Source organism: Thioclava sp. DLFJ5-1 (genome assembly GCF_002020115.1).
GTDB classification, from domain to species: domain Bacteria; phylum Pseudomonadota; class Alphaproteobacteria; order Rhodobacterales; family Rhodobacteraceae; genus Thioclava; species Thioclava sediminum.
The window spans coordinates 40817-55658 of record NZ_MPZU01000008.1; the positions used below are offsets into that span (position 1 = coordinate 40817).

The 14842-nt window shown below is 64.0% G+C and carries 15 protein-coding genes and 1 other RNA gene; 10 read left to right on the forward strand and 6 right to left on the reverse strand.

Annotated features, from left to right (window positions below; genetic code table 11):
* Positions 1 to 21: 21 nt before the first annotated feature.
* From BMI86_RS19440 to BMI86_RS21595, 6 genes are all read right to left on the reverse strand, one after another.
* Positions 22 to 1782: a DNA polymerase III subunit gamma/tau gene (locus tag BMI86_RS19440; protein ID WP_303741011.1), complete on the reverse strand. Its 1761-nt coding sequence runs from the start codon at positions 1780 to 1782 to the stop codon at positions 22 to 24.
* A 33-nt stretch (positions 1783 to 1815) separates the two neighbouring features.
* The gene (locus BMI86_RS19445) at positions 1816 to 2727 is read right to left on the reverse strand and encodes an MBL fold metallo-hydrolase (RefSeq protein ID WP_078542817.1); all 912 of its coding nucleotides are present in this window, start codon (positions 2725 to 2727) and stop codon (positions 1816 to 1818) included.
* Positions 2728 to 2829: 102 nt separating this feature from the next.
* Positions 2830 to 2926: signal recognition particle sRNA small type (gene ffs, locus BMI86_RS19450), an RNA gene on the reverse strand.
* Positions 2927 to 3077: 151 nt separating this feature from the next.
* Complete coding sequence (locus tag BMI86_RS19455) at positions 3078 to 4124, reverse strand: YeeE/YedE family protein (RefSeq protein WP_078520156.1); 1047 nt, start codon at positions 4122 to 4124, stop codon at positions 3078 to 3080.
* Between the two features lie 52 nt (positions 4125 to 4176).
* Positions 4177 to 4476, reverse strand: coding sequence for a metalloregulator ArsR/SmtB family transcription factor (locus tag BMI86_RS19460; protein WP_078520155.1), 300 nt, complete (start codon positions 4474 to 4476; stop codon positions 4177 to 4179).
* 213 nt (positions 4477 to 4689) lie between these two features.
* A complete protein-coding gene (locus tag BMI86_RS21595; RefSeq protein ID WP_348638958.1) occupies positions 4690 to 5166 on the reverse strand; it encodes a hypothetical protein in 477 nt (158 codons plus the stop codon).
* A gap of 111 nt (positions 5167 to 5277) precedes the next feature.
* On the opposite strand from BMI86_RS21595, the gene BMI86_RS19470 reads away from it, so the two are divergent.
* The 10 genes from BMI86_RS19470 (at position 5278) to BMI86_RS19515 (ending at position 14842) form a co-directional block, all read left to right on the forward strand.
* Complete coding sequence (locus BMI86_RS19470; protein ID WP_232621622.1) at positions 5278 to 6015, forward strand: cytochrome c biogenesis protein CcdA; 738 nt, start codon at positions 5278 to 5280, stop codon at positions 6013 to 6015.
* A gap of 25 nt (positions 6016 to 6040) precedes the next feature.
* Positions 6041 to 6595 carry a thioredoxin family protein gene (locus BMI86_RS19475; RefSeq protein WP_078542818.1) on the forward strand — a complete coding sequence of 185 codons (555 nt, stop codon included), beginning with the start codon at positions 6041 to 6043 and terminating at the stop codon, positions 6593 to 6595.
* A 234-nt stretch (positions 6596 to 6829) separates the two neighbouring features.
* Positions 6830 to 7306: a sulfur oxidation c-type cytochrome SoxX gene (soxX, locus tag BMI86_RS19480; protein ID WP_078520153.1), complete on the forward strand. Its 477-nt coding sequence runs from the start codon at positions 6830 to 6832 to the stop codon at positions 7304 to 7306.
* Between the two features lie 37 nt (positions 7307 to 7343).
* Positions 7344 to 7766, forward strand: a complete 423-nt coding sequence (gene soxY, locus BMI86_RS19485; protein WP_078542819.1) for a thiosulfate oxidation carrier protein SoxY — start codon at positions 7344 to 7346, stop codon at positions 7764 to 7766.
* Between the two features lie 27 nt (positions 7767 to 7793).
* Positions 7794 to 8120: a thiosulfate oxidation carrier complex protein SoxZ gene (gene soxZ / locus BMI86_RS19490; protein WP_078542820.1), complete on the forward strand. Its 327-nt coding sequence runs from the start codon at positions 7794 to 7796 to the stop codon at positions 8118 to 8120.
* 114 nt (positions 8121 to 8234) lie between these two features.
* Positions 8235 to 9095, forward strand: coding sequence for a sulfur oxidation c-type cytochrome SoxA (gene soxA / locus BMI86_RS19495; protein ID WP_078542821.1), 861 nt, complete (start codon positions 8235 to 8237; stop codon positions 9093 to 9095).
* 156 nt (positions 9096 to 9251) lie between these two features.
* Positions 9252 to 10943, forward strand: coding sequence for a thiosulfohydrolase SoxB (soxB, locus tag BMI86_RS19500; protein ID WP_078542822.1), 1692 nt, complete (start codon positions 9252 to 9254; stop codon positions 10941 to 10943).
* A gap of 59 nt (positions 10944 to 11002) precedes the next feature.
* Complete coding sequence (gene soxC / locus BMI86_RS19505; RefSeq protein WP_078542823.1) at positions 11003 to 12313, forward strand: sulfite dehydrogenase; 1311 nt, start codon at positions 11003 to 11005, stop codon at positions 12311 to 12313.
* Entirely contained in the window at positions 12294 to 13415 is a 1122-nt protein-coding gene (locus BMI86_RS19510) for a c-type cytochrome (protein WP_078542824.1), read from the forward strand. Before soxC ends, BMI86_RS19510 begins: the two co-directional genes overlap by 20 nt.
* Before the next feature lie 191 nt (positions 13416 to 13606).
* A complete protein-coding gene (locus BMI86_RS19515; RefSeq protein ID WP_078542825.1) occupies positions 13607 to 14842 on the forward strand; it encodes a DUF4147 domain-containing protein in 1236 nt (411 codons plus the stop codon).

Here is a 14842-nt window from a genome sequence, read left to right on the forward strand (position 1 = left end):
CGGGGCCGCCCTTGGTGTGGCTCAGCCTTCCTCGAAGGGGTCCCATTCGTCTTCGACCTCGGCCAGAGCCTCGGCCTCGATCGCGGCGGTATCTTCCTCGGGCAGGATTTCGATCTTCGCGCCGGGGAAGCGGGCGAAAATCTCCGCCACCAGCGGGTTCTTCATCGCCTCGGCTTCGGCCTTCGCCATTTCCTCGGCCTTCACCTCGGCAATCGTGGGCGCGCCGCCTTCGGAGACGACCGAGACGCCCCAGCGTGCGCCGGTCCAGCCTTGCAGTCGTGCCGAAAGCGTCGCCGCGAGATCGCGCGAGGCCTGCGGGGTCGGTTCGAACTCGATCCGGCCGGGGCGGTAATTCACGAGACGCAGATTGCTCTCGACCTCCAGCAGCAGGGTCATGTCGCGCATCCGGGCGATCAGGTCGACCACGTCGTCGAAGCTCGCGAAACGGGCGAGTGCGTCGGCCATCGGATCGTGCTGCGGGGCAGGGGCCGCAGCAGCCACGGCGCCGCCACCTGCGCGCCGGGCGCGCAGCGTCGCGCCGTGGACGGGTCCGGTCGAGGGCGCGGGACCCCGGCCTGCGGCCTGAGTCTGGGTGTTGCCCTGCTGGATTTTCTTGATCAGCGTTTCCGGGTCGGGCAGGTCGGCCACATGGGTCATGCGGATCACGGCCATCTCGGTCGCCATCATCGCATTGGGCGCGCTCGCGACTTCTTCGAGCGCTTTGAGCAGCATCTGCCAGAGCCGCGAGAGCACCCGCATCGGCAGGGCAGCCGCCATTTCCTGACCGCGATTGCGCTCCTCGGGCGGCACGGTCGGGTCTTCGGCGGCTTCGGGCGTGACCTTGATGACGGAGACCCAATGGGTGATCTCGGCCAGATCGCGCATGATCGCCATCGGATCGGCGCCATCGGCATATTGCGCGGCAAGTTCGGTCAAAGCCTCGGCGGCCTGACCGTGCAGGATCATGTCGAAGAGATCGAGCACGCGGGCGCGGTCGGCCAGACCCAGCATCGCGCGGACCTGTTCCGCGGTGGTCTCGCCTGCGCCATGCGCGATCGCCTGATCGAGCAGCGAGGTCGCATCCCGGGCGGACCCTTCGGCGGCGCGGGTGATCAGCGCGAGCGCGTCATCGGCGATCTCTGCGCCTTCCGCATCGGCGATCCGGCGCAGCAGCGCGATCATTTCCTCGGGCTCGATCCGGCGCAGGTCGAAGCGCTGGCAACGCGAGAGCACGGTGACGGGCACCTTGCGGATCTCGGTGGTGGCGAAGATGAACTTCACATGGGCGGGCGGTTCCTCGAGCGTCTTCAGGAGCGCGTTGAACGCGCTCGTGGACAGCATGTGAACCTCATCGATGATGTAGACCTTGTAGCGCGCCGAGGCCGCCCGGTAATGCACGCTCTCGATGATCTCGCGGATGTCGCCCACACCGGTGCGCGAGGCGGCGTCCATCTCCATTACGTCGACATGGCGGCCTTCCATGATCGCGCGACAATGTTCGCACACGCCGCAGGGGTCGGTCGTGGGGGTGCCATTGCCGTCGGGGCCGATACAGTTGAGGCCCTTGGCGATGATCCGCGCCGTGGTGGTTTTCCCGGTACCGCGAATCCCCGTCATGATGAAAGCCTGCGCGATCCGGTCGGCCGCGAAGGCGTTCTTGAGGGTGCGCACCATCGGCGCCTGTCCGATCAGGTCGGCGAAGGTCTCGGGACGGTACTTGCGGGCGAGAACCTGATATTGGGTGTCGGTCATCGAAGCTCCGGTGTCATAGGCAGCCGTCAGACTAGGCCCCCGGGGCGTCGGCGTCCACCCGGCTCATTCCCATTCCATCTGGCTGAACACCGCCTGCGCGTTGCGTTTGGCGAGCGTGTCGAAATCCTCGAGATATTCGAACTGCGACTGGTCGACATTGACCGAACCGATGATGTCGCCGCCCTCGTCGATATAATCCGCCATCTGGCTGCGCAGATTGGTCAGGTAATCATAGGTGTCCTTCGTCGCGGTCGCGAGATCGGTGGCGGGGCCGTGGCCCGGAACGACATGGGCGGGCTCATAGGCGGCCATCGCCTCGAAGGCCTCGACCCAGCCGATCGAGGAGGACATGTCGAGCACGCCGAGGATGCGGCCCACGAAGACGATATCGCCGGTGAACATCACCTTCTCTGCAGGCAACCAGACGAAGCTGTCGCCGGGCGTGTGGGCGGGGCCGGGATGGGTGATCTCGATCTCGCGCCCGCCGAGGGTGAGCGTGTAGCTTTCGTCGAAGGTCGTATCGGCATAGACGGGGTCCGTGCCTGCGAGCGCCTCGTTGCCCACCAGCGCATCCAGCATCGTCAGCTCCAGCGACGCGCGGGCCTTCTGGTCGGCGAGCGCATCCTCGGAGGTGATGATCTCTGCGCCATGCTCTTTCCAGTAGCCATTGCCGAGCCAGCGGTGATCCTGCCCGCCGGTGTCGATCACGTATTTCACCGGCTGATCGGTCAGCGTGCCGATCACTTCGTCGAGCGCCGCCGCCCCCTTGTAGGTGCCGCCCGCATCCACCAGCACCGCGCCCTCATCGGTGACGATCAGCCCGAAGGTCGCGTTGTTGCCGAGGTTCTCGGCATCGCGCTGTCCGAAGGGGCCCTCGATTGCATAGGTGTTCGGTGCGACTTCGACGGTTTTGAGCGTGCCCGCGAAGAGCGGCACAGGTAGAATGGCCAGAGCGGCCAGAGCGAAACGAAACATGGTGAAACCTCCCCTTTGGCGGGAAGTTTAGCTTGGCGACGTCATCGCACAATCGGGCATGGTGACGCGGCGGCAAAGCAAAGGGCGCTTGTAGGGGGGTAGGGTGAGAGGCTGGACAGCGACCCAAGCGGGGCTCGTTGCGGCTGCTTCCTTCCGGACCTGACCGGGTTGGCGAGGCGCTCGCCCGCGCCAACCTCTCGAGGGGCGATATAGGAAACCCGGATCAGATTCGCAAGCGTTGTGCGGGAAGAGTTCGGGGGAGAGGGGGCGCTGCCCCCTCGGCGCGTCCGCGCCTCACCCCCGGGATATTTCAGCCAAGCCGAAAATGGGCCGATTTGCGCGGCCGGGACTTACTCGGGTTGGAAGCCGTGGATCAGTTGGCGCAGGCCGATCAGCCCGCCGATCACGATAGAGGCCAGCGTGACCGGTGCGGAGAAGGAGAGCACAGCCATCGCGCTCACCCCTTGGCCGATCGAACAGCCGACCGCGATCGTGCCGCCGATCCCCATCAGGGCCGCGCCGCTGACCTGACGGCCCAGTTCGCGCGGGTCTTCGCAGGCTTCCCATTTGAAGAGGCCGCGAATGGCCGAACCGAGGAAGGCTCCGCCCAGCACGCCCGCGACGAGCCCCACGGAGAAGGTGAGCCCGCCCGCCGTGGAGGTCATGAAATAGAGGATCGTGCGCCCGAGCGGGGCGGTGAAGGACGGCGCCTCGACGCCGGTCGCGCCCATGCTCTGGTTGAAGAGATAGGAGGTGCCGACGTAACACCAGACCACTGCGAGACCCGCGGCCACGCCCCAGGCGAGGCGGCGTTTGTCGGCGCGCAGCGGCTGATAGCTCAGCGCCCAGGCAAGGAAGCCGGCGGCGACGGGCAGGGCGAAGACCAGGGGCGGAAGCCCGGTCCGCGCCGAGAGCCAATGCGCGATGCCTTGCGGGGTGTCGGCGGCCTGCTGGTCGAAGATCAGAAGGCGCAGATGGGCGAGGGGCCCGGACAGCGTCACGAAGGCGAAGATGCCCATCACCACGACCACGACCATCGCGCGCAGATCGCCGCCGCCGAAGCGCACCAGCGCTCCGAAGCCGCAATTGCCGGCGAGTGCCATGCCATAGCCGAAGACGAGCCCGCCGACGATAGAGGCGAGCGGCGACCATTTGATCGTGTGATAGAAGCTGCGGGTGATGTCGGCATAGCCCAGGGCCTCTGCCACGAAGGCGCCGGTGATCGCCACGCCCAGCACGATCCCCCAGAGACGCAGGCGCCTCTGGTCGTCGCCATAGGCCGCGCTTTCCAGCGCGCCGAGGGTGCAGAAATCGCCAAGGCGTGCGGCGAGGCCGAGAATGATGCCGCCGATCGCCCCGACCATGGCTGCCAAGGCACCCATCGGAATCTGTTCCATTGCCCTTCTCCCTCCCGGATCACCCAGTGTCCGGTCTCATGGCTCACCGGCGTCAGTCGGTGGCGCAGAACATGTCGTAAATCGTCTCGACGAGGCGACGCGCACGCGGATCCGAGAGCGTGTAGTAGATCGCCTTGCCTTCGCGGCGTGCGCTGACGAGCCCCTCGAGACGCAGCCGTGCCAATTGCTGGCTCACCGCGGCTTGGCGCGATTCCAGCAGGTTTTCCAGCTCGGTCACCGATTTCTCGCCCGAACTCAGATGGCACAGAATCATCAGCCGCCCCTCATGGGCGAGCGCCTTCATGAGGTTGGAGGCGTCTTGCGCGCGATCGAGTAGCTCTTCTGCATCCATGCGGGAACATCTCGACTCGGCCGTGGCAGAGGCAAGCTTTTCGGCATGACCGTCAGGCACCAGATGCCGCACCGCATCGTCCTTCCTTGGAAGCCGCACAGAGTGCGACCGTATTGATCGAATGACTCAGGCTTTAGCATGTCGATTCGCTGGAACAAAGCCCGAGAGCGCAAAAACCCGCCAAAAGCGAGACAAAAGCGCGCAGGTCAAACCTCAGTTCGATGGGGTCTGATACGTCGCGCCATTCTTTTTTAGGGCCTGATCGAGCAGGCCCCAGAAGAAATCTTCGCTCGCATAGCCTTCGATGCGGGCGACTTCGACCCCGTCCTGCAGCAGGATGAAGGTCGGTGTGAAAAGCGGTTTGCCCCCGGTGATGGTGATGTCCTCGGGGAAGGGTTTGTGCAGATCGACTCGCTGCAGAGGGGCTGTCTTGCCCTCGGGCGTCTTCGGGTAGATCGGCGCAAGGTCGTTGTTCCACATCCGGCAATAGATGCAGCCGACCTGCTCGACCATCAGGAGCCGGAATTCGCTTTCGGCTATCGCCTCGCTGGTCTCGGCCTCGGATGTGGCGGCGACCGTCGTGTCGGCGGCTTGCGAGGCTGTATCGGCGCGCGCGACATCGCCCGTCGCGCCCAGCGTGACTGCCAGCGCCGCGGCCATGGAAATCGTATGCCACACAATGCGGAACATTGACGGACCCCTTTTTACATATAAAGATCGTAATGTGTTTGACGGGCCCCTTCAAGGACGGTTGGGAGACCGAGGCCATATAGGCTAGGGCGCGTCACGAGGGAGGAAACAGTGCCGATCGATATTACCTATGGCGGGGCGTTTTTTGCTGGCCTGCTGTCTTTTCTGACGCCGTGCATTCTGCCGATGGTGCCGTTCTATCTGTCCTACATGGCCGGGCTGTCGATGTCGGAGTTGCGTGGCGACGGCAAGATCGCGCCGGGCGCGCAGGCGCGCATGGTGGCCTCTTCGGTGGCCTTCGCGCTGGGCGTGACCACGATCTTCGTGCTGATGGGGATGGGGGCGACCGCGCTGGGGGCTGCATTCCGCGAATGGATGGGGCCGCTGAGCTGGGTGGCCGCAGCGATTCTGCTGGTCTTCGGTCTGCATTTCCTCGGCGTGATCCGCATCCCGTTCCTCTATCGCGAGGCGCGGATGGAGGCGAAGACCGATCCCACGACCTTCCTCGGTGCCTATGTGATGGGGCTCGCGTTCGGCTTCGGCTGGACGCCCTGCGTCGGCCCCGCGCTCGCGGCGATCCTGATGGTGGCGTCGGGCATGGGCGATATCTCGAAGGGCGGGTTGCTGCTCTTTGCCTACGGGATCGGGATGACCTTGCCCTTCATCATCGCGGCCTTCTTCACGCGGCCTTTCCTCGCCTTCATGGCGAAGCACCGCGCGAAGCTTGGCTATGTCGAGAAGGCGATGGGGGTTATGCTGATCCTGTTCGCGGTTCTCATCGTGACCGGAGGGCTGCGCTACATTGGGGAGTTTCTGATCGACGTCATGCCGAGTGGGAGTCTCGGCTGACAGTCTGTGACAAGGGAGAACGATCATGCGTCATTTTCTGACTGCCGCTTTCACCGCCGCGATGCTGGCCTTGCCGGTCCATGCGGCCGAGCTGGGCGATGACGGGCTGCACAAGGAGCCGTGGTTCCACGACACGTTCAAGGACATGTCGGACGACCTCGCGACGGCCAATGACGAGGGCAAGCGCTTCATGGTCATCTGGGAGCAGCGCGGCTGCATCTACTGCAAGAAGATGCATGAGGAGGTCTTCTCCGACCCCGAGATCGCGCAATACATCACCGACAACTACTACGTCGTGCAGATGAACCTCTTCGGCGATGTCGAAGTGACCGATTTCGACGGCGAGGCTTTGCCCGAAAAAGAGATGGCGATGAAGTGGGGCGTGATGTTCACGCCGACCATGATGTTCTTCCCTGAAGAGGCTACCGACCAGCCCGCCAACAAGCAGGCCGTGGCGCAGATGCCGGGGGCTTTCGGGAAAGGCACGACGATGGCTCTGTTCGAGTGGGTAAAGACTCACGGCTATGAGAGCGGACAGAACTTTCAGAAGTACGTTGCCGAGAAAGTTATGGCGAAGTGAGCGCTCTCTTGGCGATTCTGACAGAGTCGTGATCGCTTGCTTGCCAGTGCAGCATTCGTGCTGCACCCGCGAATGTTTCTGATTTTGCTAAAAAAATCTTGGGTATACGGCTGTATGCTTCGATATATCCGAGTGAACATATTGGAAAATATGCGGTTTTTTGAATTTATCCATTGCACCACTGTAGCGCGCTCGCTTAAAAGTGAGTCAGGGAGAGAATTTGGGAGGACTTCTATGAAACGCCACGTTGCGTGGGCCGCAATGGCCGTCACCTTCGCAGCCAGCGCCGCGATCGCAGAAACCGCGCCGATGGATGTCAAATTCACCGATGTGGGCGCGGTGGCCGAGTCGCTGACCGGCCAGCCGGGCGATGCAGCTAAAGGCGCAGAAGTCGCGGCGACCAAGTCGCTGGGCAACTGCGTGGCCTGCCATAAGGTCTCGGCGCTCGACGCGTCGTTCCAAGGCAATGTCGGCCCGGAGCTGAACGGCGCCGCCGACCGCTGGGACGAGTCGCAGCTGCGCGGCATCGTCGTCGATGCCAAGCACACGTTCGAAGGCACGGTAATGCCGGCGATGTATAAGACCGGCCCCTTCATTCGCCCCGGCGACGGGTACACCGGCAAGGCTGCGCCTGCCGATCTGCCGCCGATTTTGAATGCACAACAGGTTGAGGATGTGGTCGCTTTCTTGATGACCCTCAAGGAAGAGTGACCCTCTGAACGACAAACCCGAGAGGAGAAGATACAACATGACCATGACCAGACGTGACGCGCTGGCGCTGGCGATGGGCGGCGTTGCCGCTTCCATGCTGCCGCTGCCCGCGCTGGCCGATGCCGGTGCCGACGCCATCGCCAAGTTCACCGGCGGCGCCGATGCCGCAATGGGTGACGGCGTCACCCTGACCGCGCCGGAAATCGCCGAGAACGGGAACACCGTTCCGATCTCCGTGGATGCGCCCGGCGCAACCGAGATCGCGGTCTTCGCTACCGGCAACCCGACGCCCGACGTCGTGACCTTCAAGTTCGGTCCGTTGGCCGGCTCGCAGATGGCTTCGACCCGGATTCGCCTCTCGAAGACCCAGGACGTCATCGCTGTCGCCAAGATGGCCGACGGTAGCTACGTCCAGGCGAAATCGACCGTGAAGGTCACCATCGGCGGCTGCGGCGGCTAATTTTTCGGTATCTGAGGAGACAAGACCATGAAAGGCGTGAGACCCCGCGTAAAAGTGCCGAAAAAAGCTTCGGCCGGTGACACGATCACCATCAAGACCCTGATCTCGCACCCGATGGAATCGGGGCAGCGCAAGGACAAGGACGGCAACGTCATCCCGCGCGAGATCATCAATCGCTTCACCTGCGACTTCAACGGTGAGAACGTCGTCGACGTGACCCTCGAGCCGGCGATCTCGACGAACCCCTACATCGAATTCGAGGCGAAAGTCCCGAAATCGGGTGAGTTCAAGTTCACCTGGTACGATGATGACGGCTCGACCTACGAAGACAGCCAGAAGATCGAAGTGAGCTGATCGGCCGAATGGCTAGCGGCGCGTGAGGGAGCGCGCCGCCTCACCAAGAACAGAGAACCGCGCCTGTTTGGGGAGATCGATGGGCGCGGGGCACACCCAGGGAGGACACAGAATATGACGTTGCGCACCAGCCGCACCATCCTAGCCGCCACTGCAGCCTTCGCGCTCAGCACCGCGGCGCTGCACGCCGAAATGGCTGACGACGAACTCGTCATCAACGGCGACACCCCGATCACGGTGAAGGCGCCCGCCGCCGATCACCTCGAAGGGCACCTCGACGAGGTCTATTCCGGCTGGCTCTTCCGCACGGACGAGACCCGCGCGATGGAACAGGACGACTTCGACAACCCGATCATGATCTTCGCCGAGCAAGGCCAGGAAACCTGGTCGACCGCTGACGGCTCCGAGGGCAAGTCCTGCGCGGATTGCCACGGCGACATCAGTGAAGGCATGAAAGGCGTCCGCGCCTCGATGCCGAAGGTGAACGAAGCCGGCAAGCTGTGGTCGATGGAAGATTACATCAACGATTGCCGCACCAACCGCATGGGCGCCGAAGCCTGGGGTTGGGACAGCGCTCCGATGCACAACATGACCACCGCAATCGCGGTCGAGTCGCGTGGCATGCCCGTCAGCGTCAAGATCGACGGCGACGCCCAGCCTTTCTGGGAGAAGGGCAAGGAGATGTACTACACCCGCTATGGCCAGCTCGAACTGTCCTGCGCGTCGTGCCACGAAGAGAACTACGGCAACTACATCCGCGCTGACCACCTCAGCCAGGGCCAGATTCAGGGCTTCCCGGTCTACCGTCTGAAGAACGCGGGCGTGGTGTCGATCCACAACCGCTTCAAAGGCTGTATCCGCGACACGCGCGCGGAAACCTACAGCCCCGGTTCGGACGAGTTCCGCAATCTTGAGCTCTACGTCGCCTCGCGCGGCTTGGGTCTCGACATCGAAGGCGGCGGCGTCCGTCCCTGACCTTTGACTTGATGCGCGGGGCAGGGGCCTCCCTGTCCCGCGCGTTTCGTTTCAACATATTCAATTTTTAATATCTGTCTGAATTCGTTTGTCAATTTACCCGAATGAAACGACCGCCGGGCGCACGGGCCCGGTGAGAAGAAGGAGACACATCGCATGATTTCCCGGCGGGAATTTCTTCAGGCGAGCTTGGCCGCCTCGACTATCCTCGGTGCTTCGGGCCTGTCGCGCTGGTCGCGCGCCATGGCGCAGCAGTCGCTGACTCAGGACCAGCTCCTGCAGTTCGAGCCGCTGGGCAACGTGACGCTGATCCACATCACCGACATCCACGCGCAAGCGATGCCGATCTATTTCCGCGAGCCGGAAATCAACCTCGGCGTGGGTGAGGCCAAGGGCCGTCCGCCGCATGTCACCGGCGCGGACTTCCTCAAGATGTTCAACATCGAGCCGAACACCCCTGACGCCTACGCGCTGACCTACGAGAACTTCACCGATCTCGCGAAGTCCTACGGCAAGATGGGCGGCATGGACCGCGTGGCGACGATCGTCAAAGCGATCAAGGCCGAGCGTCCCGAGGCGCTGCTGCTCGATGGCGGCGACACCTGGCATGGCTCGATGGTCGCGCTGAAGACCAAGGGCCAGAACATGGTCGACGTCATGAACACGCTCGGCGTTGAGGCGATGACTTCGCACTGGGAATGGACCTATGGTCAGGACCGCGTGAACGAGATCGTCGACGGCCTTCCCTTCCCCTTCCTCGGCGCGAACATCTTTGACGCCGAATGGGACGAGCCTGCCTACGAGCCCTACAAGATCTTCGAGCGTAACGGCACGCAGATCGCGGTCATCGGTCAGGCCTTCCCCTACATGCCGATCGCCAACCCCGGCTGGATGTTCCCCGACTATTCCTTCGGCATCCGCGAAGAGCGTATGCAGGCGGTGGTCGACGAGGTTCGTGCGAAGGGCGTCGATCTGGTCGTTTGCCTGTCGCATAACGGCTTCGACGTGGACCACAAGATGGCGAGCCGCGTGAAGGGCATCGACGTGATCCTCACCGGTCACACCCATGACGCCATTCCGGAGCCGGTCCTCGTGGGCGAGACGATCCTGATCGCCTCGGGTTCGAACGGCAAATTCGTCTCCCGCGTCGATCTCGACGTGCGCGACGGCAAGATGATGGGCTTCCGCCACAAACTGATCCCGATCTTCTCCGACGTGATCGAGCCCGACAAAGAGATGACCGACGTCATCATGGGCCATCGTGAGCCCTACAAGGCCGAGCTCGAGGAAGTCGTGGGCGAGACCAACTCGCTGCTCTATCGCCGCGGCAACTTCAACGGCACCTGGGACGACCTGATCTGCGAGGCGATGCTGTCCGAGCAGGACGCCGAGATCGCGATGAGCCCGGGCGTGCGCTGGGGGCCGTCGCTGATCCCGGGGCAGAAAATCACCATGGAAGACGTGCTCAACGCCACTTCGATGACCTATGGCGAGAACTATCGCACCGAGATGACGGGCGAGCTGATCAAGACCATTCTCGAAGACGTGGCCGACAACATCTTCAACACCGACCCCTACTACCAGCAGGGCGGGGACATGGTTCGTGTGGGTGGCATGGGCTACCACATCGACGTTTCGAAGCCGATCGGCGAGCGGATTTCCAACATGACGCTCCTGAAGGACGGCTCCGATATCGACCCGGCACGCAACTACGTCGTGACGGGCTGGGCCTCGGTCAACGAAGGCACCGAAGGGCCGCAGATCTGGGACGTGATCGCCGATCACCTGCGCAAGATCAAAACCGTTGACTTGAAACCGAATGACTCGGTGGTCGTGACTGGCGTTTAAGCCGGTCCCGCCCGTCGATGATTGCGCCCCGCAGGGGGTTAGAGACTGGAGGAAAACACATGGACGACAAGGAACGCCAGGGCAACCCGGCCACCAATGCCGCCCTCAGCCGCCGCGGGTTCCTCCGCGCAGGGGCTGCGGTTGGTGCGATGGCCGCAGGTGCTGGTGCCGCACGCGCGCAAACCCAACCCGATCCGTTGATCACCGAAGTTCAGCCTTGGGCTTCGGGCTGGGGCGACGGGGTCGATGCAACCCCCTACGGCCTGCCGATCGAATTCGAAGATGACGTCATCCGCCGTAATGTCGGCTGGCTGACGGCGGACACGATTTCGTCGATCAACTTCACGCCGATCCACGCCCTCGACGGCACGATCACCCCCACCGGCTGCGCTTTCGAGCGTCACCACTCGGGCGCGATCGAGCTGAAGAAGGAAGACTATCGCCTGATGATCAACGGCCTCGTCGATAAGCCGCTGGTCTTCACCTACGAGGATCTGGAGCGTTTCCCGCGTGAGAACCGCACCTACTTCCTCGAATGCGCCGCGAACTCGGGCATGGAATGGGCTGGTGCACAGCTCAACGGTGCGCAGTTCACCCAGGGCATGATCCACAACATGCAATATTCGGGCATCCCGCTGCGGACGCTGCTCGAAGAAGCGGGGATCACCAATCTCGGCGACCAGATCAAGGACAAGTGGGTCTATGCCGAAGGCGCCGATGCGTCCTCGAACGGCCGCTCGATCCCGCTGGAGAAAGCCCTCGACGACTGTCTCGTGGCCATCAAGGCCAACGGCGAGGCGCTGCGCAAGGAGCACGGCTATCCGGTGCGCCTCGTGGTTCCGGGCTGGGAAGGCAACATGTGGGTGAAGTGGCTGCGTCGCCTCGAAGTCACCGACGAGGCCGTGCAGTCGCGCGAAGAAACCTCGAAATACACCGACACGCTCGCCGATGGCACGTCGCGCAAGTGGACCTGGGTCATGGACGCCAAATCGGTCGTCACCTCGCCCAGCCCGCAGATGCCGATCAAGCACGGCAAGGGCCCGCTGGTCATCACCGGCATGGCCTGGTCGGGTCGCGGTCACATCACCAAGGTCGACGTGTCGATCGATGGCGGCGCGAACTGGCAGGAAGCCCGTCTGGCCGAGCCGGGCGTCGACAAGGCGGTCTCGCGCTTCTACCTCGAGATCGACTGGGACGGTTCGGAGATGCTCCTTCAGTCCCGCGCAACCGATTCCACCGGCTACGTTCAGCCGACCAAGGACGCGCTGCGCGCGATCCGTGGCGAGAATTCGGTCTATCACAACAACGGTATCCAGACCTGGTGGGTCAAGGAAAACGGGGAGTCCGAGAATGTCGAAGTGTCGTCGTAATCTGCTGCTGGCCACGCTTCTGGCCGCTCCGCTCGTCGCGACGCCCGCTCTGGCCGAGAAATACGGTCTGGGGCGCGAAGCGCTGCCCGAGGAAATCAACGCCTGGACCGTCGAGGTCTTCCCCGATGGCAAGAACCTTCCCGAAGGTTCGGGTTCGGTTGCCGATGGCGAGAAAATCTTCGCCGACAACTGCGCGGCGTGTCACGGCGACTTCGCCGAGGGCGTCGACAACTGGCCGAAACTGGCCGGGGGCGACGGGACGCTGGCCAACAAGGACCCGGTGAAAACCGTCGGTTCCTACTGGCCCTACCTGTCGACCGTCTGGGATTATGCGCACCGCTCGATGCCGTTCGGCAACGCGCAGACGCTGACCGTCGACGAAACCTATGCCATCGTCGCCTACATCCTCTACTCGAACTATCTCGTGGAAGACGATTTCGTCCTCACGAAGGATAATTTCCTCGACGTGGAGATGCCGAACGCCGATGGGTTCATCGTGGATAACCGCGATGAGGTCGAAGTGCCGAAGTTCTCGGAAGCCGCTTGCATGAGCGACTGTAAGACCGACGTGCAGATCACCAAAAAGGCGACCATTCTCGACGTGACCCCCGATGAGGGCAACGGCGAAGATACGGCGGCTGCCGATACTGCGGCGGAAACCGACACGGCCCAAAGCGATACGGCCCAAACCGACACTGCCGAAGCTCCGGCGCAGGACGCTCCGGCGGCTGCGGAGGAAGCCAAGGCAGAGGCCGCACCGGCGGAAAGCCTCTCGGCTGACCCGGAGCTGGTCGCGGCTGGCGAGAAGGTCTTCAAGAAGTGTAAGGCCTGCCACCAGGTCGGCGACGGCGCGAAGAACCGTGTCGGTCCCGTGCTCAACGGGCTGATCGGGCGCCAGGCCGGGACGGTTGACGGCTTCAAATACTCGAGCGCGATGACCCAGCACGGCGAGGACGGTCTGGTCTGGACCGAGCAAACCGTCGAGGAATATCTCGCCGATCCGAAGGGCTACATTCCGAAGAACCGGATGTCCTTCGCCGGTCTGAAAGACCCCGAAGACGTCAAGGCGGTGCTCGCCTACATCGAGAGCCAAGGTGGCTAACACCCTCCCCGGGCGGGGGCTTCGGTCCCCGCTCACCTAAACCGACAGGGGCCTTCCGCCTGATCGTGTTTCGACGCCCGCGCTCCCCGCGGGCGTCTTTTCATTTGGTCCTGCCTTTGGCTTGTCTTCCCCCGGCGGGGTTGCAGCCCGCCGCTCCCCGGGGATACTTGAGCCAAACCAAGGGGGCAGGAATGGATCTGGAAGCACGCGCGCGCGAATTGTTCGACATCGGGGTGAAGACGGCCGACCCGGCAGCGGGGGTGACCCGCGCGATGGGATGGGCGATGGAGAACCCGCCGGGGCCGGGCGGGCGCTGGCAGGTGATCGCGCTCGGCAAGGCGGCGCTGGCGATGACTGCCGCGGCGCTGGACGCGCTGCCAGCGGAGGCGCAGGCGCTGGTCGTCACCAATCCCGAGAATGCCGAAGCGGCTACCCCGCGCGCGGGCGTCACGCTGATTGCGGGCGACCACCCCGTGCCGGGGGAGGGCAGCGAGCGGGCAGGGCGCGCGATTCTGGAGTGCTTGCAGGGCTGTGGGCCGGAGGATCGGGTTCTGGCGCTGATCTCCGGCGGCGGCTCCGCGCTGGCCGTCGCCCCCGCCGAGGGGCTGAGCCTGTCGGACAAAGCCGAAGTCAGCCGCCTGCTGCTCGGCTGCGGGGCGGATATCACGCAGATGAACCTGATCCGCCAGCAGCTTTCCCAGCTCAAGGGTGGCGGTTGGCTGCTTGCCAGCGGGGCCCCCGTGACCGGGCTGATCCTGTCCGATGTGCCGGGCGACGATCTGCGCGTGATTGCCTCGGGGCCGACGGTCGAGCCGATCGGTACGCGGGCTGAGGCGGCGCAGCTTTGTCGTGATCTCGGGATCTGGGAGGCTTTGCCCGCCCCTGTGCAGGGGCATCTTGAGGCCTCGGGCACGGAGGCCGCTTTGCCCGCTGCCCGCAATCGTCTGATCGGGGCGAACGGGCTGTCGGTCGCGGCGATGGTCTCGGCAGGCGCCGAGGCGGCGCCCTTCGCGCTTGACGGGGACGTGGCCGATCTTGCGCCGCAGATCGTGGCTCTGCTGCGCGATATGCCCGCAGGCGCTTTGGTCATGGGCGGGGAGACCACCGTGACGATCAAGGGCGACGGGCGCGGCGGCCGCAATCAGGAGCTGGCGCTGCGCGTGGCCTGCGGGGCGGAAGCGGCCGGGATCGAGGGCGCGTGGCGCTTCCTCTCGGGCGGCACAGATGGCCGTGACGGGCCGACGGACGCAGCGGGCGGTCTGGTGGGGCCGCAGACCTGCGCGGCGGCTCGGGCGGCTGGCGTCGATTGCGATGCGGCGCTTGCGCGCAATGACAGCTATCACGTCCTGCAGGCGGCGGATGCGCTGCTGATGACGGGGGCGACCGGCACGAATGTGGCCGATCTCGCGGTTTTGGTGAAAGGCTAG